Annotated in this window: 24 protein-coding genes and 1 other annotated feature; of the genes, 23 read left to right on the top strand and 1 reads right to left on the bottom strand. The window is 45.0% G+C overall.

Features of this window, described 5'->3' with window-relative positions:
• Positions 1–57: 57 nt before the first annotated feature.
• The 14 genes from ftsA (at position 58) to H580_RS0116775 (ending at position 13,906) form a co-directional block, all read left to right on the top strand.
• Complete coding sequence (gene ftsA / locus H580_RS0116840; RefSeq protein WP_028595817.1) at positions 58–1,308, top strand: cell division protein FtsA; 1,251 nt, start codon at positions 58–60, stop codon at positions 1,306–1,308.
• Positions 1,309–1,373: 65 nt separating this feature from the next.
• Positions 1,374–2,492, top strand: a complete 1,119-nt coding sequence (gene ftsZ / locus H580_RS0116835; protein ID WP_028595816.1) for a cell division protein FtsZ — start codon at positions 1,374–1,376, stop codon at positions 2,490–2,492.
• Positions 2,493–2,764: 272 nt separating this feature from the next.
• Positions 2,765–3,754 (top strand): sigma-E processing peptidase SpoIIGA, encoded by a 990-nt coding sequence (gene spoIIGA / locus H580_RS0116830; RefSeq protein ID WP_028595815.1) that lies wholly within the window; start codon positions 2,765–2,767, stop codon positions 3,752–3,754.
• A 68-nt stretch (positions 3,755–3,822) separates the two neighbouring features.
• The gene (sigE, locus tag H580_RS0116825) at positions 3,823–4,545 is read left to right on the top strand and encodes an RNA polymerase sporulation sigma factor SigE (protein ID WP_028595814.1); all 723 of its coding nucleotides are present in this window, start codon (positions 3,823–3,825) and stop codon (positions 4,543–4,545) included.
• Positions 4,546–4,649: 104 nt separating this feature from the next.
• On the top strand, positions 4,650–5,432 hold the full coding sequence (gene sigG, locus H580_RS0116820) for an RNA polymerase sporulation sigma factor SigG (protein ID WP_028595813.1): 783 nt from the start codon (positions 4,650–4,652) through the stop codon (positions 5,430–5,432).
• Positions 5,433–5,640: 208 nt separating this feature from the next.
• Positions 5,641–5,928, top strand: coding sequence for a YlmC/YmxH family sporulation protein (locus H580_RS0116815; protein WP_028595812.1), 288 nt, complete (start codon positions 5,641–5,643; stop codon positions 5,926–5,928).
• Positions 5,929–6,014: 86 nt separating this feature from the next.
• Positions 6,015–6,905 (top strand): peptidoglycan editing factor PgeF, encoded by an 891-nt coding sequence (pgeF, locus tag H580_RS24615; RefSeq protein ID WP_084509303.1) that lies wholly within the window; start codon positions 6,015–6,017, stop codon positions 6,903–6,905.
• A gap of 4 nt (positions 6,906–6,909) precedes the next feature.
• Entirely contained in the window at positions 6,910–7,593 is a 684-nt protein-coding gene (locus tag H580_RS0116805; protein WP_028595811.1) for a YggS family pyridoxal phosphate-dependent enzyme, read from the top strand.
• 1 nt (position 7,594) lies between these two features.
• Positions 7,595–8,068 carry a cell division protein SepF gene (locus H580_RS0116800; RefSeq protein WP_028595810.1) on the top strand — a complete coding sequence of 158 codons (474 nt, stop codon included), beginning with the start codon at positions 7,595–7,597 and terminating at the stop codon, positions 8,066–8,068.
• A 7-nt stretch (positions 8,069–8,075) separates the two neighbouring features.
• Entirely contained in the window at positions 8,076–8,354 is a 279-nt protein-coding gene (locus H580_RS0116795) for a YggT family protein (protein ID WP_036605384.1), read from the top strand.
• Between the two features lie 12 nt (positions 8,355–8,366).
• On the top strand, positions 8,367–9,149 hold the full coding sequence (locus H580_RS0116790) for a YlmH family RNA-binding protein (protein WP_028595808.1): 783 nt from the start codon (positions 8,367–8,369) through the stop codon (positions 9,147–9,149).
• A 152-nt stretch (positions 9,150–9,301) separates the two neighbouring features.
• Positions 9,302–9,787 carry a DivIVA domain-containing protein gene (locus H580_RS0116785; RefSeq protein ID WP_028595807.1) on the top strand — a complete coding sequence of 162 codons (486 nt, stop codon included), beginning with the start codon at positions 9,302–9,304 and terminating at the stop codon, positions 9,785–9,787.
• 107 nt (positions 9,788–9,894) lie between these two features.
• Positions 9,895–10,173: a binding site (T-box leader), on the top strand.
• A gap of 90 nt (positions 10,174–10,263) precedes the next feature.
• Complete coding sequence (gene ileS / locus H580_RS0116780) at positions 10,264–13,356, top strand: isoleucine--tRNA ligase (RefSeq protein WP_028595806.1); 3,093 nt, start codon at positions 10,264–10,266, stop codon at positions 13,354–13,356.
• Positions 13,357–13,525: 169 nt separating this feature from the next.
• Positions 13,526–13,906, top strand: a complete 381-nt coding sequence (locus tag H580_RS0116775) for a DUF5665 domain-containing protein (RefSeq protein WP_028595805.1) — start codon at positions 13,526–13,528, stop codon at positions 13,904–13,906.
• A 21-nt stretch (positions 13,907–13,927) separates the two neighbouring features.
• On the opposite strand, the gene H580_RS0116770 is transcribed toward H580_RS0116775, so the two are convergent.
• Positions 13,928–14,653 carry a TraR/DksA C4-type zinc finger protein gene (locus tag H580_RS0116770; RefSeq protein ID WP_028595804.1) on the bottom strand — a complete coding sequence of 242 codons (726 nt, stop codon included), beginning with the start codon at positions 14,651–14,653 and terminating at the stop codon, positions 13,928–13,930.
• A gap of 64 nt (positions 14,654–14,717) precedes the next feature.
• Here H580_RS0116770 and H580_RS26430 point away from each other — a divergent pair, with 64 nt between their 5' ends.
• The 9 genes from H580_RS26430 (at position 14,718) to carB (ending at position 25,593) form a co-directional block, all read left to right on the top strand.
• The gene (locus H580_RS26430; RefSeq protein WP_169449380.1) at positions 14,718–14,882 is read left to right on the top strand and encodes a hypothetical protein; all 165 of its coding nucleotides are present in this window, start codon (positions 14,718–14,720) and stop codon (positions 14,880–14,882) included.
• A complete protein-coding gene (lspA, locus tag H580_RS0116765; RefSeq protein ID WP_028595803.1) occupies positions 14,842–15,348 on the top strand; it encodes a signal peptidase II in 507 nt (168 codons plus the stop codon). The genes H580_RS26430 and lspA overlap by 41 nt, the downstream gene beginning before the upstream one ends.
• A 7-nt stretch (positions 15,349–15,355) precedes the next feature.
• Entirely contained in the window at positions 15,356–16,360 is a 1,005-nt protein-coding gene (locus H580_RS0116760; protein WP_028595802.1) for an RluA family pseudouridine synthase, read from the top strand.
• A 151-nt stretch (positions 16,361–16,511) separates the two neighbouring features.
• The gene (locus H580_RS0116755; RefSeq protein WP_028595801.1) at positions 16,512–17,765 is read left to right on the top strand and encodes an LL-diaminopimelate aminotransferase; all 1,254 of its coding nucleotides are present in this window, start codon (positions 16,512–16,514) and stop codon (positions 17,763–17,765) included.
• A gap of 491 nt (positions 17,766–18,256) precedes the next feature.
• Positions 18,257–18,811 carry a bifunctional pyr operon transcriptional regulator/uracil phosphoribosyltransferase PyrR gene (gene pyrR / locus H580_RS0116750; protein ID WP_036605487.1) on the top strand — a complete coding sequence of 185 codons (555 nt, stop codon included), beginning with the start codon at positions 18,257–18,259 and terminating at the stop codon, positions 18,809–18,811.
• A 3-nt stretch (positions 18,812–18,814) separates the two neighbouring features.
• Positions 18,815–19,726 carry an aspartate carbamoyltransferase catalytic subunit gene (locus H580_RS0116745; RefSeq protein ID WP_028595799.1) on the top strand — a complete coding sequence of 304 codons (912 nt, stop codon included), beginning with the start codon at positions 18,815–18,817 and terminating at the stop codon, positions 19,724–19,726.
• A 162-nt stretch (positions 19,727–19,888) separates the two neighbouring features.
• Positions 19,889–21,169, top strand: coding sequence for a dihydroorotase (locus H580_RS0116740; RefSeq protein WP_028595798.1), 1,281 nt, complete (start codon positions 19,889–19,891; stop codon positions 21,167–21,169).
• Between the two features lie 78 nt (positions 21,170–21,247).
• Complete coding sequence (carA, locus tag H580_RS0116735; RefSeq protein ID WP_028595797.1) at positions 21,248–22,378, top strand: glutamine-hydrolyzing carbamoyl-phosphate synthase small subunit; 1,131 nt, start codon at positions 21,248–21,250, stop codon at positions 22,376–22,378.
• 2 nt (positions 22,379–22,380) lie between these two features.
• Positions 22,381–25,593 (top strand): carbamoyl-phosphate synthase large subunit, encoded by a 3,213-nt coding sequence (gene carB, locus H580_RS0116730; protein WP_028595796.1) that lies wholly within the window; start codon positions 22,381–22,383, stop codon positions 25,591–25,593.
• The last annotated feature ends 153 nt before the right edge of the window (positions 25,594–25,746 follow it).

Here is a 25,746-nt window from a genome sequence, read left to right as displayed (position 1 = left end):
GAGTGTATAATAATCTGGGAAATACAACAATTGACTTGAAATGGGAGGTGCCACGGCTTGAGCAGCAATGACATCATTGTGAGTTTGGACATCGGTACATCCAAAGTACGCGCTATCATCGGCGAAATTAACAACGGAACGCTGCAAATCATTGGCGTCGGTTCAGCTGAATCTGAGGGAATTCGCAAAGGTGCGATTGTAGATATTGATCAAACTGTGCACTCGATTCGCAATGCGATCGAACATGCAGAGCGCATGGTCGGTATTGAAATATCGGAAGTGTATGTTGGAATAACTGGTAATCATATCGGGCTGCAATCTAGTCACGGTGTAGTGGCGGTGTCCAATGAAGATCGTGAAATCGGTGAAGAAGATATAGTACGTGTTCTGAAGGCTGCTGAAGTAATTGCTTTGCCTCCAGAGCGGGAAATTATTGACGTAGTTGCTAAACAGTATGTAGTAGATGGGCTCCATGACATCCACGATCCTCGTGGTATGATTGGCGTTCGCCTTGAAGTAGATGCTACGATTGTAACGGGTGCAAAGACCGCGATACATAACCTGCTAAGATGTGTAGAAAAAGCGGGCTTGCATGTTAAAGATCTCGTGTTAATGCCATTGTCAGGTGGACAGTTGGCATTATCCAAGGATGAAAAAGTTATGGGCTCTGTACTTGTGGACGTAGGTGCTGGCGCAACAACGATTTCTGTATTCCAGGAAGGTACGTTGACTGCTACATCCACGCTTCCAATTGGTGGAGACTTTGTAACGAATGACATTGCTTACGGATTGCGTACGATGTCTGACCAAGCCGAGAAGGTGAAGTTGAAATTCGGGTGCGCTTGGATTGATGAAGCGTTGGAAGACACAACTTTCAAAGTAACACGTATCGGCAGCAACGTGGAGAAAGAATTTAACCAAGTATTTTTGGCGAATATCATCGAACCACGTGTGCAGGAAATTTTCCATTTGGTCAAGAATGAAGTGAAAAGACTAGGATTCGAAGATCTCCCAGGTGGTTATATTTTATCGGGCGGTACCGTTTCAATGCCTGGTGTATTGAAAGCAGCGCAAGCAGAGCTTCAAACATCAGTACGTATCGCTATACCTGATTTTATTGGAGTAAGAGATCCTGGATTCGTAAGTGGTGTAGGTGTTCTGCACCATGTAATGCGCTCGATTCGCCCGCGCAGCAACAACAGTGGTGGAGCTAAGAAAGCATCCCCGCGCAAGGCGGCTCCTGCGGAGACGGCAAACAAACCAGGATTTATTGAACGAATGAAGAATATGTTCAGTGAATTTATCTAATTAAAATAATCCTAAGTAATTGACTTCATGCCGTCCATGCACAATGAAGGGGAGATGGAGGACTCATGTTGGAATTTGAATTTGAAATGGAACATCTAGCCCAAATTAAAGTTATCGGTGTTGGGGGAGGCGGCAGCAATGCTGTGAACCGAATGATCGACAACGGTGTAAAGGGCGTTGAATTTATTACCGTTAATACGGATGCACAAGCTCTTCACTATGCAAAGTCTGAGCACAAGCTTCAGATTGGGGACAAGCTAACTCGTGGTCTAGGTGCAGGTGCAAACCCTGAGGTAGGAAAGAAAGCAGCGGAAGAATCCCGCGAGCTTATTATGAACACACTCAAAGGCGCTGACATGGTATTTGTCACGGCTGGAATGGGTGGCGGTACAGGTACAGGTGCTGCGCCAGTTATTGCTGAGATCGCTAAAGAATGTGGTGCGCTTACAGTTGGTGTTGTAACTCGCCCGTTCACATTTGAAGGTCGCAAGCGTTCTACGCATGCTGATCTTGGTATCGAAGCTCTCAAAGAAAAAGTAGATACACTTATCGTTATTCCAAATGACCGTTTGCTAGAGATCGTGGATAAGAAGACGCCAATGATGGAAGCATTCCGTCAAGCTGACAACGTTCTACTTCAAGCTGTACAAGGTATTTCTGACTTGATCGCTGTACCAGGTCTTATCAACCTTGACTTTGCTGACGTCAAAACGATTATGACTGAGCGTGGTTCCGCTCTTATGGGTATCGGAATTGCGAATGGTGAAAGTCGTGCAACGGAAGCAGCTCGCAAAGCGATTATGAGTCCTTTGCTAGAAACTTCTATCGATGGTGCGCGTGGTGTCATTATGAATATTACAGGCGGCACGAATTTATCTTTGTATGAAGTAAATGAAGCTGCAGAGATCGTTACAGAAGCATCTGATCCAGAAGTAAACATGATCTTTGGTGCGATCATTGATGAGAATATGAAGGATGATATCAAAGTAACGGTAATTGCGACAGGATTTGAGCATCGACCAACTCCTACAGCAGCACCGATTCGTAGACCTTCTACACCAACTGCTCAAGAAGCACAAGACGTTCGTTCTGCTTCCTTGCGTCCGTTTGGTAACCAACCGACGGGAGATCAGCTTGATATCCCAACTTTCTTGCGTAATCGCTCCCGTAACAACAATGAATAAGCGTCAAGCTTACTATGAGATAAGGTAATGCTATGATGATAGGAAGAAGCCCAGTGTATCCAGACACTGGGCTTCTTTGTTGTCTAAACCAAATCATCCTCTACAAGTACGTACTTCTAACGTCTATATCGATTTCCCCCAATAATTACACCTGAAGCTCGACAAAAAAAGTGGCTTTCCCACAACCAACATTAGACAGACTTCGGATAACCCTCTATTTATACTTAAACTAACTTACTTGACTGATGGCGGGACAGTAAGGAGGGAGTGCGTTGACCGTCATATACGCTGACATTATTCTTGTCACGAATTTCATACTGGATTGGACCTTGCTTGCGCTGACAGCCCGCATGCGCAGCATACGAGCCTCTACCTTTCGTATGTTGGGGGCTGCTGCTCTTGGAACGGTCTATGCGGGAGTACTATTTTTTCCGACGGTACCGTTTCTCGTAACGATAGGTGGAAAAGTACTTTTATCTATATGTATGCTCGTTACTGCATTTGGATATCAATCTTTTGGCAATTTGGTACGAAATTTAGGTGCGTTCTATTTTCATGCTTTTGTCATTGCTGGCGGCGCATTTGGCATTCAATATTTATGGAAGGACGCTTCCAGTTGGACGATGTTTGCTGCTGCTGCGGATTGGGCCTCTAGACAAGACTTGCCTACTGGCGGTGCAATCGTTGTGTTTGGACTTGTATTTGCATTGCTCATCTATAAATTAGCTTGGGGCGAACGCAAGCAGCAAGTTCATCACGAATCGTACAGTGTGGAGTTGGAGGTAGTTATTGGTTCAATTACGCGTACCTGTACGGGACTTATTGATACGGGCAATGGACTGAAGGAGCCGTTATCAGGTACTCCTGTTATCGTAATGGATGTATCGCTGTGGGAGGATGTTCTACCGCTTCATTGGAAGGAAATTGTGAAGAGTGGGAGTGTTATGGAGAGGATGGGTGGATTTACTGACAGCGATCGACCTCATGAAAGTATATTTGATGAGAGTCGGATGAGGCTGCTTCCCTATCGTGCAGTAAACCAGTCCAATAGTTGGATGCTTGGTTTCCGTCCAGATTATATTCGATTGAAGCATGGTGAGCGTTGTTATATGACGAAGAAAGTCGTGATTGGATTAGAAGGAGAAAATCTCTCTCAGGAACGTCGTTTTCAAGCCATTATTCATCCTGAGTTGTTAGAAGAATCCCTGCTCCAGCCAACTGCAGGGATGAGTGAGGTCGAATCAACTCATAAGGCTTCCTAGCTGTAGGTTACAGTCTAGATGAACATATTTTATACATCCTATCCTATGAGGATAAAGGGGGAAATGCAATGCGATTAAAGTGGAAAATGCTCGTCAAAATTAACATGTACCGACTGTTATTATTTTTAGGTCTCAAGCGAGCTGATGTTTATTATATTGGTGGCAGTGAAGCACTTCCCCCGCCATTAACGCGTGAAGAAGAGGAGTATTTGCTGGGGCGGCTGTCTAGTGGAGATTCAGCTATTCGAGCGATGCTCATTGAGCGTAATTTGCGTCTTGTCGTCTACATTGCCCGTAAATTTGAAAACACAGGGATTCATATTGAAGATCTCGTATCCATTGGCGCTATTGGCTTAATTAAAGCGGTAAACACATTTGACCCTGAGAAAAAAATTAAGCTGGCGACGTATGCTTCACGCTGTATTGAAAATGAAATATTAATGTATTTGCGTCGTAACAGCAAGACGCGAACAGAAGTATCTTTCGATGAGCCGCTGAATATTGATTGGGATGGCAATGAGTTGCTGTTGTCTGATGTGCTTGGCACGGAGAACGATACGATATATAAAAATATTGAAGATCAAGTAGATCGTAAATTGCTGCATAAAGCGTTGGACAAACTTAGTGACCGTGAGCGTCTCATTATGGAATTGAGATTCGGATTGTCAGACGGAGAAGAGAAGACACAAAAAGATGTTGCTGATCTTCTCGGTATTTCGCAGTCCTACATATCGCGTTTAGAAAAGCGGATTATAAAGCGTTTACGTAAAGAATTCAACAAAATGGTATAAAATTTGAATATGCCGACTTGGATGTTGAGATACATTTTCAGGAATAAAAAAGCACCTCAAGGAGATAATGTACATTAATGTTTCTCCTTGGGAGGTAGTCGCGAATGACCCGTAACAAAGTCGAAATTTGCGGTGTAGATACATCTAAGTTGCCCGTGCTTACGAATGCCGAAATGAGAGAATTGTTCGTGGCTCTGCAACAGCGTAACGAGCTATTGGCTCGGGAAAAGCTGGTCAACGGTAACTTGCGGTTGGTATTGAGCGTGATACAACGCTTCAACAATCGGGGCGAGTTTGTTGATGATTTGTTCCAAGTGGGATGCATCGGCCTGATGAAAGCCATCGATAACTTTGATCTCGGTCAAAATGTAAAGTTCTCCACTTATGCCGTACCGATGATAATTGGAGAGATCAGGCGTTACTTGCGTGACAACAATCCGATTCGCGTATCCAGAAGCTTGCGGGATATTGCTTACAAGGCATTGCAAGTCCGTGACTCGTTAACGAATATGAATGCGCGTGAACCGACGATCAATGAAATTTCAGAGGCCCTTAATGTCCCAAAAGAAGATGTCGTATTTGCATTGGATGCGATCCAAGATCCAGTTTCTTTATTTGAGCCGATATACCACGATGGTGGTGATCCTATCTATGTGATGGATCAAATCAGTGATGATAAAAATAAAGATGTATCTTGGATTGAAGAAATCGCACTTAGAGAAGCGATGCGCAAGCTGAATGAACGAGAGAAAATGATTCTCTCCATGCGTTTCTTTGAAGGCAAGACACAAATGGAAGTAGCAGATGAAATCGGCATTTCACAAGCTCAAGTATCTCGACTTGAGAAATCTGCTATCAACCAGATGCAGAAGCACGTTCGTACGTAATCCATAATTGAATAGTGTGGCTAGATTTATAAAAGCCGCTTCGGTCTCATAAAGGGCCTGGAGCGGCTTTTCCTATTTTATTTTGAATATAATATCGGCATCCCTTATTTCTTATCATTTGCACAAGTTATGTGCGAGCAATAGGGCATTTTGCTCATGTGGCACATATACTAGCATAACGGAACTTAACAGATGGGATGTGACAGTAATGAAAATTTCAGACTTCCAAACAAAGGATGTTATCAATATTGTGGACGGCAAGAAACTTGGACAAATTAGCGATCTAGAGCTTGATCTGAAGCAGGGGCGAATTGATGCCATCGTTGTACCGAATTATAGCAAGTTGTTCGGATTGTTTGGCAGTGGCAATGAACTAGTTATCCCATGGCGCAACATTGTAAAAATAGGTGCAGATGTTGTGCTCGTAAAATTGGAACAGCATCAACTGCAAAAAGCAGATGAGTCTGATAGTCAGGCAGTAACTTTCCGATCGTAGGTGCGCTTAGATGTGCAGAGCATGCACATCTTGATATGAGACGTGGCCCTTCATAGTATGTTACACTGTATCGAAGAGGTGAGATGATGGAACCTTTTCAGTTCAAACATAGACAACATACAGCAGAGACAACAGATGTTGACACTTATCAGGGTCTAGAAACAGGAGATCCTGCCGTTCTGGAGTTGAAAACATGGATATCCGAAATGCCTGAGTTGACTGCAGGCTTTACGACGAGGATTGGCGGAGTGAGCCAAGGTGGCCGGGATTCATTAAATTGTGCCCTGCACGTTCAGGATGATCCTAATCATGTTGTGGAAAATCGAAAAAGACTGGCATCGGTTGTTAATATGCCATTTGAAGCTTGGACCTGTGCGGAGCAAGTGCATGGGCAAGACGTATATGTAGTAAAGGCAGCAGATAAGGGAAAGGGAAGACTGGAGCGTGAAGATGCGATACCAGATTCGGATGCACTCATAACCAATGAATCTGGTATATGGCTTACCTCTTTCTACGCTGATTGTGTGCCGCTCTTATTTGTCGATCCAGTGACCCGTGCGATTGGTGTTGCGCATGCTGGATGGAAAGGGACAGTTGGCAAAATTGCTGAACGTACGATAGAAGCGATGCAGCGTACATATGGTTCCGAACTAACTAATATTCGAGCTGCAATTGGACCTTCCATCGGTGCGTGTTGTTATGAAGTCGATGAACGGGTAATACATCCTATACAGCAAATGCTGCCTAGTTTGCCGAGAGAAGCAAATGCTGCGCTGAAGCCGACAAATGAAGGACGAGCTATGCTGGATTTGCGTGAAATCAATCGACAATTGTTGATTCAAGCAGGAATTTTAAGCAGTCATATCGAATGTACTACATGGTGTACCGGTTGTCATACACAATTATTTTATTCTCACCGCGTAGAAGGCGGAGGGACGGGACGCATGGCAAGTTGGATTGGCTGGAAGAAGGGATGAAACTATGACATTACTGCAGCGCATGGAAGAAGTAGAGCGTCGGATTGCAGCTGCTTGTGAGCGCAGCGGGAGACGACGTGAGGATGTTCATGTTGTGGCGGTGACGAAGTATGTATCGCTGGACATGACAGGTCGCGTTATCCGTGCCGGATTAACACATATTGGCGAGAATCGGTGGCATCATGCCGAATCGAAATGGAATGAGTTCCGTAATGAGGCTAGCTGGCACTTTATAGGAAGCTTGCAATCGAAGAAAGCAAAGGATCTAGTGGGTAAATTTGATTATATCCACTCGTTGGATCGTGTGTCCTTGGCGGAAGCGATAGAGAAGCAGGCACAAGCGTTGGATATAACGGTACGCTGCTTTATACAAGTGAATGTATCGGGAGAACAATCCAAGCATGGTCTCGCTCCGAATGAGGTTAAACCATTTCTGGATAAGCTAAGTCAATATCCACATATCGAACCGATCGGCTTAATGACGATGGCTCCGTATGAAGCAGAACCAGAAGAGACACGCCCTGTATTTCGCAGCTTGCGCCAATTGCGCAACGAATTAAATGAGACACGCAGTATACCATTACAGCATTTGTCCATGGGGATGTCTAACGATTTCGAGGTTGCTATCGAAGAAGGTGCATCATGGGTTCGACTCGGTTCCATCCTAGTTGGGCAGGAAGGGGATTAGTATGGGAGTTATGAACCGGATATTAAATATGTTCAGTGTGCAGGACGATGAGTACGATTATGCTGACCGTGATCGCGATCGTGACCGTGATAGAGAAGAGCACGCTGAGGAATATGAGCAGGAAATAGAGGCTCCGACATTTGAACCTAGAAAGGCAAAGGCTTCGAATGTCGTCAGCATTCATTCGCAAAAGGGATCCAAGGTAGTATTGTGCGAGCCGCGTTCGTATGACGAAGCTCAAGAAATTGCGGATCATCTTCGCTCAAGACGATCTGTTGTCATTAATTTACAACGTGTTCGGACCGATCAGGCACTCCGAATTATCGATTTTTTGAGCGGAACAGTGTATGCTTTAAGTGGCAACATTTCTAAGCTGGGGAGCAATATTTTTCTCTGTGTACCTGAAAATGTAGAGATTCAAGGCTCCATCGCAGAAATGTTCGCTGAGGATATGGAATACAAGCAATCGAGGTGAGCTTAATTTGTCGTCATTAGAACTAACTATAGTTGAGTACGTGCATTATTTGTTTCAGATTTATTGGTGGCTCGTTATTATTTACGTTCTTATGTCTTGGGTACCGAATGTAAGATCGAGCTTTATCGGTGAAATTATAGGCAAGATCGTTGAGCCTTATTTGTCTATTTTCCGTCGTATCATTCCGCCGATCGGTGGAGTGCTCGATATTTCTCCGATTGTGGCATTGTTCGTATTGGAATTTGTAAAAATCGGTTTGATTACTGTAATCACATATATTTTGTAGGACAGCTGAACGATGAGTGATCAGATTAAAGTTCATTTTCATCCTGATGAGCGGCCATTCGTAGATCGCGCGTCAGAATGGATTACACGAGCAGCAGATCGTCATGAAGTCCGCTTAACGGACTTTCTTGACCCAAGACAGGCCTATATTGTCCAATCGTTAGTGAATCGCAGAGATGATGTAGTGCTGCGTATTGACGGAGGATATGAAGGTGCTGAGCGATGTCGGGCAATCATTGCACCTGAATATGTCTATGTCGAGGCTGAGCCTACGGACATGACTGTACTTTCTATCTCCTCATCTGATCAACGGTTGAGTGAGTTGGAGCATGGTGACTATTTGGGAGCATTGCTCGGGCTTGGCATTAAACGAGATAAAATTGGTGATATTCATACGAGTGATGCTGGTGCTCATGTACTGGTTACCGCTGATATCGCTTCCTTTTTAGACACCCACTTGAGGCAGGTTCATCGCGTGCCGGTATTAACAGATTTACTTCCTCTTACCGAATTGCGTGTCATTGGGCAAGAGTGGAAGCCATTTACGATATCGGTTGCTTCCATGCGATTGGATGGAATTGTGAGCGATGTATTTCGTTTAAGTCGTGCGAAAGTAACAGTCCCGATCAAAAATGGACGTTGTAAAGTGAATTGGAAAGTAGAAGAGAACCCTTCTGTTCCGTTGGCTGTTGGTGATGTTGTCTCTTTACAAGGCTTTGGTCGATTCAAAGTGCTTGAAATAGAAGGGGTATCTAAGAAGGGGCGCATGCGTGTGATGGTGGGGACTTATCAATAAACGTACAGTATGAGACATGAAGGAGCATATTGCTCCTTCCTTTCACCGATGCACCAAATAGGCAATGAATGGCTACGATTCGACGCAGCTGTCGGACGTATATTTCATAACATCAATAAGATAGGTTCGATATTTATAAGGAGGTGCATGCTATGCCATTGACACCATTGGATATACATAATAAAGAGTTTCCGCGTAAGCTTCGCGGTTACGATGAGGATGCAGTAAACGAATTTCTAGATCAGATCATTAAAGATTATGAAGCGCTCATTAAAGAAAATAAAGAAATTCATAACCATGCTCAAAGCTTGCAAGACAAGCTTGATCATTTTGCGAATCTTGAAGAAACGTTGAGCAAAACGATCATTGTCGCTCAAGAAGCAGCAGATGATGTGAAAAGCAACGCAAAGAAAGAATCGCAGCTCATCGTGAAGGAAGCAGAGAAAAACGCAGATCGCATTGTAAATGATGCACTTGCCAAGTCACGCAAGATTGCATTGGAAGTAGAAGAACTGAAGAAGCAGGCTTCTATTTACCGTGCTCGATTCCGTACACTTGTAGAAGCGCAGCTTGAACTGCTTAGTCAAGATGGATGGGAAGCGTTGGAACGCGCAGAAGTGAGCAGGGAAGAGTATTAATTTGAAGCAAAGTTGGTGAGTTGACTGCTGCGTTAAGCCAGCAAGTAAGCTGCATTGACTTTTTGCTCAAAACACGATATAACATAGTAATAATCGAAATTGATGATTAACAATCAGCGACGGGAACACGCCATTGCAACCGTTTATTCCATCAGAGAGTCGGGGTAGCTGAGAACCGATGAATGAACTGCATGTGGACATCATCCCTGAGATATTAAGCTGAACGTACGTAGAGTAAGCTTAATCGGCTGTCGGCCGTTATCCGACTGCGTCTTTGCACTAGGTGAAGATGCTTCAGAGTGCTATCCGGCTTTAACTCCGATGACGAGTAGGTCATCTGTACGGATAGAACAAGGGTGGTAACGCGAGTCAACCTCGTCCCTTTATGGGACGGGGTTTTTTGGTGTTTTTGGCCTGAGACTTGTATTACTTAGCTGTCGACAGTGGTTCTGTATAGAGAAGAAAGGATGAGGACGATGAAGAAAGTAGACGTCAAAGAACGAGCTAGGGAACGTGAACTCCGCATCTTGGAGAAGTGGAATCGCGAAGATACATTTAAACAAACGATTGAGAATCGTCAAGGCAAGCCAAGCTTTGTATTTTATGAAGGACCTCCTACAGCGAATGGTGCACCTCATATCGGGCATGTGCTTGGACGTGTTATTAAGGATTTTATTTGCCGCTATAAGACGATGTCAGGCTACTATGTTCAACGTAAAGCGGGTTGGGACACGCATGGTCTTCCTGTAGAGTTGGGCGTAGAGAAGCAGCTAGGTATTTCCGGTAAGCAAGAAATCGAAAATTACGGTGTAGAAGCATTTATTCAAAAATGTAAAGACAGCGTATTTGAATATGAGCATAAATGGCGTGAATTGACGGAAGCAATCGCATATTGGACTGACTTGGACAATCCGTACATTACACTTGATAACAAATATATCGAGAGTGTATGGCACATTCTATCTACGATTCACAAAAAGGGTTTGCTGTACCGTGGTCACCGTGTAAGCCCATACTGTCCTTGCTGTCAAACGACTTTGAGCTCTCATGAAGTGGCACAAGGCTATGAAACGGTAAAAGACTTGTCTGCTACGGTGAAGTTCAAGCTTGATGATTCTGGTGATTATGTCCTTGCATGGACGACAACGCCATGGACGCTTCCTTCTCATGCCGCGCTCGCAATGAATCCGGCAATGGACTATGTACGCGTGAAGCAAGATGACGAAGTGTACATCATGGCGAAAAATCTTGTTGAAAATGTAATGTCTGGCGAGTATGAGATCGTATCCGAGCATAAAGGCTCTGAATTTATCAACAAGACTTATCAAGCGCCATTTGGCTATGTGAAGCCTGCTAAAGGACATCTCATCGTCGGTGCTGACTTTGTTACAGATGCAAGCGGTACAGGTATCGTTCATATGGCTCCTGCTCATGGTGAAGACGATAACCGTGCATGCCGTGAGAACGGAATTACCTTCTTCAGCGTTGTTGATTCACATGGCCGTTATACACCAGAAGTAACTGACATGGCAGGTCGCTTCGTTAAAGATTGCGATATTGATATCGTGAAAATGTTGTCTGAAAAAGGGCTTCTGTTCAGCAAAGAGAAATACGAGCACAGCTATCCATTCTGCTGGCGCTGTAAGTCGCCTTTGCTCTACTATGCGACAGAATCTTGGTTCATTCAGACGACAGCGGTTAAAGAATTATTAATTGAAAATAACAGCAAGGTCGACTGGTACCCTGGTCATATCCGTGAAGGCCGCTTCGGTAATTTCTTGGAAGACTTGGTGGATTGGAACATTAGCCGTAATCGCTATTGGGGAACTCCGCTTAACGTGTGGGTATGTTCATCTTGTGATGAGCAATACGCGCCTGAGAGCCATGCTGACTTGCGTGCTCGCTCTGTTGATCCAATTGCAGAGGACTTGGAGCTGCACAAACCGTATGTAGATGCAGTAAAATTGCATTGCCCTCACTGTGAAGGCGGCACGATGGAGCGTACCTCTGAAGTTATCGACGTATGGTTCGATAGCGGTTCGATGCCATTTGCACAGCATCATCATCCATTCGGCGATGAGCAGAAGTTCGAACAGCAATTCCCAGCAGACATTATCTGCGAAGGTATCGATCAGACACGCGGTTGGTTCTACAGCTTGCTCGCCGTTGCGACACTATACAAAGGCGTTGCTCCGTACAAAGCCGTAATCGCTACAGGACATATCTTGGATGAGAACGGACAAAAGATGTCCAAATCCAAAGGTAACGTTATTGATCCTTGGGAGATCATTAATGAGTTCGGTACAGATGCATTCCGTTGGGCGCTATTGTCTGACAGTGCGCCATGGAACTCCAAGCGTTTCTCGAAGCAGATCGTGGCAGAAGCGAAGTCCAAAGTTATTGATACGCTCGTGAACACGCATGCTTTCTATGCGTTGTATGCGACAATCGATAACTATGATCCGCAAGCTTATCCAGCTCGTACTTCCGAGAATAAATTGGATCGTTGGATTTTGTCTCGTCTACAAACGCTCGTTACAGGTGTAACGAAAGGTTTGGAAGCGAATGACTTCCTAAACCCTGCGAAAGCGATTGAAAGCTATGTAGATGAGTTGAGCAACTGGTATATCCGTCGTTCCCGCGATCGCTTCTGGGGTAGTGAAATGACAGATGACAAATTGTCTGCTTATCAAACCCTTCGTGAAGTGCTATTGACGCTTTCTCGTCTTATTGCACCTTACGCTCCAATGGTTGCAGAAGATATTTACGGCAATCTTGGCGGAACAGAGCAAAGTGTTCACTTGGCTGGTTATCCAGAAGCGAATGCATCGATCATTGATGCTGATCTTGAGCGTGACATGGAGACAGCTCGTCAAATCGTTGAGTTGGCTCGTAACGTACGTAATGAAACGAGCATCAAGACACGTCAGCCGCTTTCCGAGCTTATCGTATCGATGGATCGCGAGTTCGATCTAGCGGGCTACGAAGAAGTTATTAAAGACGAAATCAATGTGAAGCAAATTCGCATTGAGAACAGCGATAACGGATTTGTAGATTTCAGCTTGAAGCTGAACTTGAAAGTAGCGGGTAAAAAATACGGTAAGCATGTGGGTCCATTGCAAAATGAGCTGCGTTCCATGGGTGCAGAGCAAGCGCGCCAAGTCGTTCAAAGCGGCCAGTTCCAATTCACAACAGCAGAAGGTGAAGTTCTGCAATTGACGGAAGAGGAGCTTCTCATCGAGAAGAAGGCTAAAGAAGGCTTCGCTGCTGCTTCTGGATATAAAATGACAGTAGCATTGAACACGGATATTACACCTGAGCTTGAGCAAGAAGGCTGGGTGCGTGAAGTTGTTCGTGCCATTCAAGATACGCGTAAAAAGCTCGATTTGCCGATCGAGAAACGCGTAAACATCGTGCTTCATGTCGATGAGGAATTGCAAGCTGCTATCATTGCCTTTGAAGGTACGCTGCGTGACAATGTACTCGTGGCTGAGCTTTCATTTGGCCAAGCGGAACAAATGGAGTCCATTGACCTCGGTACGAAGACAATTGGCGTTCATATTCAGTAACAGGCATAAGATAGGCTCATGTGAGCACACTAGTTGTGCGAGCGGAAGCCTTGAGCTTAACGGATAAAGGGGAGCGTCGACCGTGCGAATATTCTCGCAGCTGTCGACGCTCTTTTTTCATGAATAGGGACTGTTGATGTTGTTGTTTGAGTAGGAGGCCTAATTAGTGATGAAAAAAAGAAAACGTACGGTTGAACGTGCTGAAGTTGATATGGAACAGTTGAAAGAATGTTTGGACGACAAAAACAAATCTGACCGTGAAATTATTGAAGGCATGCATGCATTGCTGCAAAAAATAGCATTACAATTTGAGCGCTCCAGAATGCTGGAGTATACAGAGTTAATGCTCAGTATGCCGCGTTTGCTGTGGGTTAACTTTGTTGCTGGTGTAGCACGTGGTGTTGGTGTTGTTATCGGAATCACATTTGTTACCGTCGCGTTGCTCTACGTTCTGCAGTGGCTTGGTGCCTTAAATCTCCCTCTTATAGGAGACTTTATTGCTGATATCGTTCGTATCGTTCAATATCAATTGGATTCAAAAATGTATTAATGTGATGTCTCGGTCTCGATGTTATAAGTGTCTATCTGGCTCAAGCAAAGGCTCGCCTTCGCCTGTGTTCATATAACGGGCGTACTGTCGATTACGAACAACGGACACAAATTTACCTGTTATATCCGTTGCGACAAAGCTTTCGAAAGATTCAACACAGCCATCAATTTCTTCCGATGCTTCAATCATGATGCGGTCATAACTATCTAGGTCAGATTCCTCATGCATGGCTGGACTGTCAGAAGTGCCCCATGCTTCTACGATCTGCCAAGCATCTTCACCATCAAAACCATTCTGTTCTTCGCGCTCGTCTAAGCTTGTGCGACCAAATGGCGGAGTAAGGAACTCTTCTTCGACAGGACGGTTATGAGAAATAGTCTGTTCAGGGCAATCTTTGACACAATACATGGTTGAAGGTATCGCTTCTAATCGCTCGTATGGAATAGGTTGACCGCATACCACACAGATACCGTACGTACCTTTTTCCATTAGCTTCAAAGCGGTTTCAATACGTTCAAGCTGAATTTCATGGTGCTCTAATAAAGAAATATCTTTTTCGCGCTCATAAATTTCGGAGGCAACATCAGCTGGGTGATTATCGATGGTAGACAGTTCGCCTGTCGTTTCCTTAAGTGAATCTGCCAAATTATATTGATCGTTTTGATGCAGTCTTTGTTGCAGATCATTTTGTTCAGTTGTAAGCTCACGTTTCAGATGCTGTAATTGTTCTGAAGTTAGATGTGACACGATCATTCTCCTTCCTGTCTGGACATCCTGATTATAGAATGCACGGAATGCAGGGAGTTGCCCCATGGAAAATGAATCACTGGTTGGTTCGTATTGGTTCGTATTGGACGGTCTATGGGCGGTATGTTACAATGAGCGAGTCAAACTGTTTTCAACATTGATTATGCTAATCGAGGTGACGGGTTTCAGTGTGGTACTATATACTGGCAATTATCGTTCTAGTTCTTGACCAAGTAACAAAGTGGCTCGTTGCTACGCGTATGGAGCTTTATGAAGAAATCTCGATTATTGACGGTTTCTTTTCACTGTTTTCACATCGTAACCGTGGAGCGGCCTTTAGTATTTTGGAAGACCAGCGTTGGTTCCTCATTTCTGTAACGATTGTTGTATTGATCGGAATCATCTGGTACTTGGAAAAATTGAAGCATGAGCATAGTGCGATTTTACAGCTTGGCTTAGGGCTTATATTAGGTGGAGCAGTTGGAAACTTTATTGATCGAGTCATGTCGGGTGAGGTAGTGGACTTTTTCAAATTCGACTTTGGTTCCTATACGTTCCCGATTTTTAACATTGCAGACATTGGTATATGTGTAGGTGTAGGTTTCGTCATACTGGACGCTTTCTTGTCCGTAAAACGTGAGAAGAAGTTACTGGAACAACAAGAAGGATCTGAAGGATCAGTTGAGAAAGGGTAAAATTCAAATGAATGAACAATATGAATTAGATGGAACAACGATAGATTCGTCCACTAACTCCTCGAACTCGCCAGTAGAAGGCAAGGGCGGGGAGTTTCATTCGTATACATGGACGATAACAGCAGAGCAATCCAAGGAACGACTTGATAAGCGAGTGCTTGAGTCATTAGGTATGGATATTTCTCGGACGCAAATTCAAATGTGGATTAAAGATGGACACGTACTCGTAAATGGAGCTGCGGTAAAATCGAATTACAAATGTGCAGCAGGCGATGTTGTGGAGCTTACGATGCCAGAGCCAGAATCTGTTGATATCGTAGCTGAGAATATCCCGCTTGATGTTTATTACGAAGATAGCGACGTCATTGTTATTAACAAACCTCGTGGGTTAGTTGTGCATCCTGCGCCAGGTCACACATCTGGCACGGTAGTAAATGCGCTTATGCATCATTGTAAAGATTTGTCCGGGATTAATGGCGAACTGCGTCCTGGTATCGTTCATCGCATTGATAAAGATACATCAGGATTGTTGATGGCCGCGAAAAATGATAAAGCGCACGTATCACTTGCTGAGCAATTGAAAGCCCATACCGTACTGCGTAAATATATAGCGCTCGTTCATGGCAACATACCTCATGATCAAGGAACAATTGATGCACCTATCGGTCGTGATGAGCAAGACCGTAAAATGTATACGGTCACTGAACGTAACAGCAAGCATGCAGTTACTCACTTCAGAGTATTGGAGCGTTTCGGTGATGCGACATTGGTGGAGCTACAGCTTGAAACAGGGCGTACGCATCAAATTCGTGTTCATATGAAATATATTGGACATCCACTAGTAGGGGATCCGATGTACAGCCGTGGTACACGAGGATTAAAAATGAATGGGCAAGCACTTCACGCACAGACACTAGGATTCGTGCATCCGACATCGGGTGAAACTTTGCAATTCCAGGCACCTTTACCAGAAGATATGGAAGAGCTGTTGAAATCAATTCGCAATAGGTAGATACTGTATGATTGGCAATGATTTCTCTGTACAAGAAGTACAAATGTTTGCGTGAATCATCCATGGTGTTTCGGACATGCTTCCTTCATAGTAAGGATGCAATACATTCGTGCTTTAACAGGCGAGTTTTACGGTAAAGGAGAGGTCATTTATGTCTATTCAACATTATCAACAAACCTATATTCAGGGCCAATTTGCCAATCGCATTGGTGGCGAGAATTATGGAAAAGATACAAACATTTATAAGTTTGAGAAAATTAAACGCGCTAAAGCAGCAGCGAAGCAAGCTCATCCTGATGTAGAGCTTATCGATATGGGTGTAGGTGAGCCTGATGAGATGGCTGATGCTGGCATCGTAGCAAAGCTTGCTGAAGAAGCAGCGAAGCCAGAAAACCGTGGTTATGCGGACAATGGTATCGTAGAATTCAAAGCAGCAGCAGCGAAGTATCTTCAAGACGTATTTCAAGTAGAAGGCATTGATCCTGAGACAGAGGTTGTCCACTCTATCGGATCTAAGCCTGCGCTTGCTATGCTTCCTTCTTGCTTCATCAATCCTGGTGATGTCACAATTATGACAGTACCTGGTTACCCTGTTCTTGGGACGCATACTAAGTACTTGGGTGGAGAAGTATTTAATGTACAGTTGACGAAGGAAAATAACTTCCTTCCTAATCTTGATGCAATTCCAGCTGACATTTGCAAGCGTGCCAAGTTGTTGTATTTGAACTACCCGAACAATCCAACTGGTGCGGCTGCAACGGTTGAGTTTTTCGAGAAAGTTGTTGCATGGGCGAAGCAGCATGAAGTGATCGTTGTTCACGATGCTCCGTATTCTGCATTGACTTATGATGGCGTGAAGCCGCTTAGTTTCTTGAGTGTTCCAGGAGCGAAGGATGTTGGTGTAGAACTACATTCCTTGTCCAAGTCTTACAATATGACAGGATGGCGTATTGGCTTTGTAGCAGGTAACCCGCTTATCGTTAAAGCTTTCTCTGATGTGAAAGACAACAACGATTCTGGTCAATTCATTGCCATTCAAAAAGCGGCTGCATATGGTCTTGCACATCCAGAAATCACAGAAGCGATTTCCGAGAAATATTCTCGTCGTCATAACTTGCTTGTTGCTGCTTTGAATGAGATCGGCTTCCATGCGGAAAAGCCAAAAGGCTCTTTCTTCTTGTATGTAGAAGCGCCTAAAGGTGTGAAGAACGGTCCAACATTTGCAACGGGCGAAGATTTTTCTCAATATTTGATACGTGAAAAGCTTATTTCCACAGTACCATGGGATGATGCTGGACGCTTTATTCGTTTCTCCGTTACGTTCCAAGCTAACGGTGAGGAAGAAGAAAAACGTGTTATTTCTGATTTGAAGCGCCGCTTAACAGATGTAGAGTTTGTATTTTAATGGAAGTGAATGTGACCTTGACAATTGCGAACTAGGATGTCATAATCCTAGTAATCGCATATTGAACCTTTAATTCAGTCCCGTGAGACTGGCAAGGTCACGCTCGTAACTAGAATGAGCTGATACAAGATGAAGACGTAGGAGTCCAGAGAGACCCAGTCCCATTACTGTACAGCTAGAAGCCTGCGCACAGAACGAAGCATACACATAACGTAGTATGCCGCGCATGACTTCTTCAGCGTATTGGATAGTCGAGTGATTGGTGTGATGCACCACTCATCGATGACTAGCACTGTAATTTGTTGTGCAGTCTTCTTTCCAGCGCTATCATTCTAACACTATGGTTGATACGAACTCCTTGCCTATGGGCAAGGAGTTTTTTTGTACCTTCTTCACAGACCTAATAATGAATGGTTAAGAAGTTAAGCAAGCATAGAGGTTTATTACAGCGGAGCAAGCTATATACACAGGATGAAGATGAAGGAGGACGTATGGTGAGTACGAAGGAATACAACGTTATTATGGATGATGCCGCCATCCGACGAGCATTGACGCGAATCGCACACGAAATATTGGAGCGAAATAAAGGGATCGACAACTGCGTACTGGTAGGTATCAAAACGAGAGGAATATACCTTGCTAACCGAATTGCAGAGCGTATTTTCTCGATCGAGAATGAAAGCATTCCAGTAGCAGAACTAGATATCTCCGACTACCGCGATGATCGTAAAGATGCAGGTAAAGAAATGGGCAGCTTAACAACAAATGACGGTTTCCAAATCGAAGATAAAAAAATTATTTTGTGTGATGACGTCTTATACACAGGCAGAACGATTCGGGCTGCAATGGACGCTCTTATAGATAAAGGAAGACCACAAATGATTCAGCTGGCTGTACTGGCTGACAGAGGTCATCGGGAGCTTCCGATTCGACCAGATTATGTAGGGAAAAACGTTCCGACTTCACGTTCTGAGGAAATCGAAGTAGCACTCAGCGAAATAGACGGCATGGATGAAGTCAAAATTGTTCACAACAGGGGGCTATAACAAATGACTACCGCTCAAATGGAGAGCAGAACGAAGGAACGAAGTCTTCTCGGGTTGAAAGACCTGAGTCGCGAAGAAATTCAATCGATTCTGGACCGCGCGACGTATTGGGAAAATCATGTGCTGAAGGTGAACCAAACATTCGCTCACAAAATTGTGACGAATATGTTCTTCGAAAACAGTACTCGCACGCGCTGCTCCTTTGAGGTTGCTCAGCGTCGTCTCGGTGCTGAAGTCATTAACTTCAGTGCATCAGCTTCTAGTGTTGAAAAGGGAGAATCCATCTATGATACGGTTCGCACCTTAGAGTCAATGGGACTTGATGCAGGAGTTATTCGACTGAAGCCAGTTGGCATGTTGGCTGAGTTGGCTGAGCGGGTCAAAATGCCTCTAATTAATGCAGGGGATGGTAACAATGAGCATCCAACACAAGCTTTGCTGGATATGTACACGATGCGCAACCATTTCGGTGACTTATCTGGACTGAATGTAACGATAGTCGGAGATATTGAGCACAGCCGTGTCGCTCGCTCCAACTACTGGGCGCTGCGCAAGTTTGGTGCAAATGTACGATTCTGTGCGCCGGAAAGCATGAAGGCGAAAGACTTGGATGCACCTTACATTACAATGGAAGAAGCTCTTCTATCGGATGTTGTGATGATGCTGCGTGTGCAGTTCGAACGACATGAATCGAACGTATTCTCTACAGCAGCGCAGTATCGAGATGCCTTTGGGATGACAGCTGAACGAGTGAGTAAATTGCAGCCGCATGCGATTGTAATGCACCCAGCGCCTGTGAATCGCAACGTTGAAATTGATGATGCTGTGGTTGAATGTCCGCAGGCAAAAATTTTTGACCAAATGTCCAACGGGGTGCCAATTCGAATGGCAGTTATGGAACGGGCATTGCGATAAGCGTTAACAACCAAGCAAAACAATAAATGAGATGTAAGATGAGCGGTATCAACGGCACACAACGAAATGCCGCTCTTTAAATTAGGAAGTAAAGATAGAACGGAACGCAAAGTAGGTAACGGGACAACCAACGAAACAAGATGCGGGAGAGGGGATAACACAATGTATATTTTAGCAAATGCACAAATGTTCAATAATCAAGATGAGCTGGTAAAACGGCACATTTGGATCGAAGATGGCATTATCTCGCGCATAACAGACGTAGAAGTGGAACTGCCTGAACAGGTGGAAATTGTGGATGCAGCAGGTAAGTTCGTATCCCCAGGGTTTATCGATATGCATGTCCACTTGAGAGAACCGGGCTTTGAACATAAAGAAACAATTGCTACAGGTACACGTTCAGCAGCTAAGGGAGGCTTCACGACGATAGCGTGTATGCCGAACACGAAGCCAGTTATTGATACTCCGGAAACGGTTCAGTTCATCCACGACAAGACGAAGTCAGAAGGTATCGTTAAAGTTCTACCCTATGGAGCGATTACGAAAAATGAGCTTGGACGTGAATTGACGGACTTTGAAGGCTTAAAGGAAGCGGGAGTGATTGGCTTCACGGATGACGGAGTAGGTGTGCAGTCAGCACAAATGATGAAAGACGCGATGGCGCGTGCTCATGCACTTGATATGCCAGTAATCGCACACTGTGAGGACGATACCTTGGTTAAGGGAGCGGCAGTAACAGATGGAGCATTCGCACGCAAGCATGGATTGAAAGGCATCCCGAATGAATCGGAAGCGATTCATGTAGGCCGAGACATCTTGCTCTCAGAAGCGACAGGCGTTCACTATCATGTGTGTCATGTGAGTACAGAACAGTCGATTCGCCTCATCCGCCAAGCAAAACAAATTGGCATCAGAGTGACTGCAGAAGTATGTCCACATCATCTCATTCTGTCAGATGAGGACATTCCAGGCTTGGATGCAAATTGGAAGATGAATCCGCCGCTACGTTCACCTCGTGATGTAGAAGCGTGCATTGAAGCGATAGAAGATGGCACGATTGATATTTTAGTAACGGACCATGCTCCTCATAGTGAGGAAGAAAAAGCTCGTGGAATGGAGCTGGCGCCATTTGGCATCGTGGGCTTGGAAACAGCGTTCCCGCTTATGTACACGAAGTTTGTCGCTACAGGAAAATGGTCGCTGGCATTGCTTGTGAAACGTATGACAGCTGACCCGGCACGAGTATTCCGCTTAAATACAGGGCGCTTGGAAGAGGGAGCGCCAGCAGATATCGCAGTGATTGACTTGGAAACAGAACGTGAAGTGAATCCAGAAACATTTGCTTCTAAAGGACGCAACACACCATTCACAGGTTGGAAGCTGAAAGGCTGGCCAGTGATGACGATTGTAGATGGTCGAATTGTATGGAGCGAACAAGTGTAGAGCTTATATAGATTAGCTTGAACAAAAGCCAATCAGTGCGGTTGAGTTGATAAGAGTGGAGAGCGAGGAGTGACGAGCATGCAAGCAAAACTATTATTGGAAGATGGAACTCTATTTACGGGCCCGGCGTTCGGAGCAGAAGGTGAGTCCGTTGGTGAGGTAGTATTTAATACAGGAATGACAGGATATCAGGAATTGTTGTCAGACCCATCTTACTGCGGTCAAATCGTAACGATGACTTATCCGCTTATCGGCAACTATGGAATTACAAGAGATGATTTCGAATCCATTCGCCCTTATGTGCACGGATTTGTTGTTCGTCGTCATGAATCCATTCCTAGTAACTGGAGAGCTGAATATACAGTAGACCGCTTGTTGAAAGAATACGGCATCGTTGGTATTAGCGGAGTGGATACTCGTATGCTTACTCGTAAGCTGCGTCACTATGGGACGATGAAGGGCATTTTAGCAACAGGCAGCAAGTCTGTGGAAGAATTGCAGGAAATGCTTGGCGCAACGCCATTGCTGCGCAACCAAGTGGCACGCACTTCGACGAAGAATCAATTCACAAGCCCAGGACTCGGAGAGCGCATCGTATTGGTTGACTTTGGTGCGAAAAGTGGGATTTTGCGCGAACTAACACAGCGTGGATGCGACGTTATCGTCGTACCGCATGATACAACGGCTGATGAGATTCGTCGTTTGCGTCCAGATGGGATTCAATTGTCCAACGGACCGGGGGACCCGAAAGATGTGCCGCATGCGGTGAAGATGATTCAAGAGCTGCTTGGAGAAATCCCAATCTTCGGTATTTGCCTAGGACATCAACTGCTAGCATTGGCTTGCGGTGCGGATACAGGCAGATTGAAGTTCGGACATCGCGGAGGAAACCACCCAGTAAAAGAGCTTGCAACAAACCGCTGCTACATCACTTCTCAGAACCATGGCTACACGGTAGTGGATGAGACGATTGCAAGCACGGAGCTTGAAGTTACTCATATTAACAACAATGATAAAACGATTGAAGGGTTGAAGCATAAGCGCTTCCCAGCATTCTCTGTACAGTACCATCCAGAAGCAGCACCAGGACCTCATGATAGCAGCTACTTGTTCGATGAATTTTTGGAGATGGTTCGTGACCATAAACGCAATTTGCCAGCTGTACCGCGCCAAGCGGAGCTCGTGGCTCAGTTGAGAGGAGAACTATAATTATGCCGAAGAATCAGGAACTTAAGAAAATACTCGTCATCGGCTCCGGCCCAATCGTCATTGGTCAAGCGGCAGAGTTCGACTATGCTGGAACACAAGCTTGCCAAGCTTTGAAAGAAGAAGGCATGGAAGTTGTTCTCATTAACAGCAACCCAGCTACGATTATGACAGATACAAATATGGCAGACAAAGTATATATCGAGCCTATTACGTTGGACTTCGTTAGACAAATTATTCGCCAAGAGCGTCCTGATGGATTGCTTCCAACACTAGGTGGTCAAACAGGATTGAATATGGCTGTAGAACTAGCTCGCGCTGGCGTTCTAGAGCAAGAAAATGTTCGATTGCTAGGTACGCAGCTCGATGCCATCGAGCGTGCAGAAGACCGCGACTTGTTCCGCGAGCTAATGCGTGAATTGGAGCAGCCGGTACCTGAAAGTGAAATTATTACGACCGTTGAAGGTGCAGTGGACTTTGCAAATACAATTGGTTACCCAATTATCGTTCGCCCAGCTTATACGCTTGGCGGCACGGGAGGAGGAATTTGCGATAACGAAGAGCAGCTTCGTGATATCGTAGCTTCCGGTATTCGCTACAGTCCAATTGGACAGTGCTTGGTTGAGAAAAGTATCGCAGGTATGAAAGAAGTAGAATATGAGGTTATGCGTGATGCGAATGACAACTGTATCGTTGTCTGCAACATGGAGAACTTTGACCCAGTAGGGGTTCATACAGGTGACAGTATCGTAGTAGCACCAAGCCAAACGCTATCTGACCGTGAATATCAGATGCTGCGTTCAGCATCGTTGAAAATTATTCGTGCCTTGAACATCGAGGGTGGATGTAACGTACAGTTCGCACTCGATCCGTACAGCTATCAATACTATGTAATCGAAGTTAATCCGCGTGTAAGCCGTTCTTCTGCACTAGCATCTAAAGCAACAGGCTACCCGATTGCGAAAATGGCAGCTAAAATTGCGGTTGGTTACACGCTTGACGAAATTGTTAACCCGGTAACAGGGCAAACATACGCTTGCTTCGAGCCTACGCTGGATTATATCGTTTCTAAAATTCCACGTTGGCCATTCGATAAGTTTACACAAGCTAACCGTAAGCTTGGTACGCAAATGAAAGCTACGGGCGAAGTGATGGCAATTGGCCGCACGTTCGAGGAATCAATGCATAAGGCGATTCGTTCCTTGGAAATTGGTGTGCACCGTCTCTATCTGAAAGGCACGGATGCGCTTGATATAGAGACGCTTGAATCACGTCTGAAAAAGCCGGATGATGAGCGTATGTTCCTTATTGCAGAAGCTTTCCGTCGCGGTTATACGCTGCAGCAACTGCAAGACCTTACGAAGATTGACTGGTGGTTCCTTGATAAGTTGGAAGGCATGATTCGTTTCGAGGATCGCATTCGTGGGGAAGAAGAACTGTCTGCTGAGACATTGTATGATGCGAAGCGCAACGGCTTTACTGACCGTGCCATCGCTGAGATTCGCAATGAGGTATTTGTAGGTGGAAGCTACACAAGCGAAGCAGAAGTGCGCAGCCTTCGTAAATCTCACAATCTAGAACCAGTTTATAAAATGGTAGATACGTGTGCGGCAGAGTTTGAAGCAACGACGCCATACTACTACTCGACATATGAGATGGAAAATGAAGTTGTCCAGTCTACGAAAGAGAAAGTGCTTGTACTAGGTTCCGGTCCAATCCGTATCGGGCAAGGAATTGAGTTCGATTATTCGACTGTACACGCAGTGTGGGCCATTCAAGATGCTGGCTACGAAGCAGTTATTATTAATAACAACCCTGAGACTGTGTCTACGGACTTCTCTACATCTGACAGATTGTACTTCGAACCGCTCTTCTTCGAAGACGTTATGAACGTAATCGAGCAGGAGAAGCCAGTAGGTGTTATCGTCCAATTCGGTGGACAAACGGCAATTAATTTGGCTGCGCCGTTGGCGAAGGCAGGGGTACGTATTATCGGTACGAGCCTAGAGAGCATTGACGAGGCGGAAGATCGAAAGAAATTCGAGGCGCTGCTCTCACGTTTGAATATCGCACAGCCTAAAGGTAAAACCGTAACTTCTGTAGATGAAGCAGTAGGTACGGCGCAAAGCTTGGGCTACCCTGTACTTGTACGTCCGTCATACGTACTTGGCGGTCGAGCGATGGAAATTGTCTACTCTGATGACGAGTTGCTCAACTACATGGAGCATGCGGTGCAAATTAATCCGGAGCACCCGGTACTGATTGACCGCTACATGCTAGGTAAAGAAGTAGAAGTAGACGCAATTTGTGATGGCGAAACGGTATTGATTCCGGGCATCATGGAGCATGTTGAGCGTGCAGGCGTTCACTCTGGCGACTCGATTGCGGTATATCCGCCGCAGCATCTCAAGCCAGAATTGAAGCAAAAGGTTGTTGACATTACCATCCGCATTGCGAAGGAATTGAAGACGATTGGACTTGTTAACATTCAGTTTGTCATCTTCCAAGACGAAGTGTATGTTATCGAGGTAAATCCTCGTTCCTCGCGTACGGTGCCATTCTTAAGCAAAGTGACAAACATTCCGATGGCGAATGTAGCAACGAAGCTCATTCTTGGCAGCAAATTGACAGACCTCGGCTATCAAGAAGGCTTGTGGCCAGAAGATGACCATGTATCTGTAAAAGTGCCGGTATTCTCCTTTGCGAAACTGCGCCGCGTAGAGCCGACGCTTGGCCCGGAAATGAAATCTACGGGTGAAGTAATGGGACGCGATGTTGAATATGCGAAGGCGCTGTATAAAGGACTCATCGGATCTGGAATGAAAATTCCAGCAGCAGGTGCTATCATCTGTACGGTTGCTGACAAAGACAAGGAAGAGGCTGCGAAATTGATGCAAGGCTTCAGCCGTCTTGGCTATAAGCTAATTGCAACGGGTGGAACGGCAACTGCGCTTGAAGAAGCAGGCTTGCTCGTAACACGAATACAGAAGCTGACAGAAGGCACGCCAAACATTCTTGATTTGATTCGTAATGGTGAAGCGCACTTTGTTGTCAATACATTGACGAAGGGGAAAACACCAGAGCGTGATGGCTTCCGAATCCGTCGTGAAGCGGTTGAGAACGGGGTCGTATGTATGACTTCTCTAGATACAGTACGCGCGTTACTTGAGATGCTGGAGCGTATTAACTTCTCCTCACGTCCGATGCCAGTACTATAATGTGAATAGAAACGCTTACGACGAGGAGGCCGATTGGCCTCCTCGGACTGTGTGCTGATAGTTTGAATGCTCTTCATAAGTATATACTGCAATAATTAACGAGTATTGAGTGGTGCGTATGGAACAAGCGAGACAATGATAATAGGGGGAGCA

Origin of the sequence: Paenibacillus assamensis DSM 18201 (genome assembly GCF_000422445.1) — a bacterium.
GTDB lineage: Bacteria > Bacillota > Bacilli > Paenibacillales > Paenibacillaceae > Paenibacillus_B > Paenibacillus_B assamensis.
The sequence above is the reverse complement of the archived record's forward strand: the minus strand, read 5'-3'. Positions and strand labels throughout refer to the sequence as shown.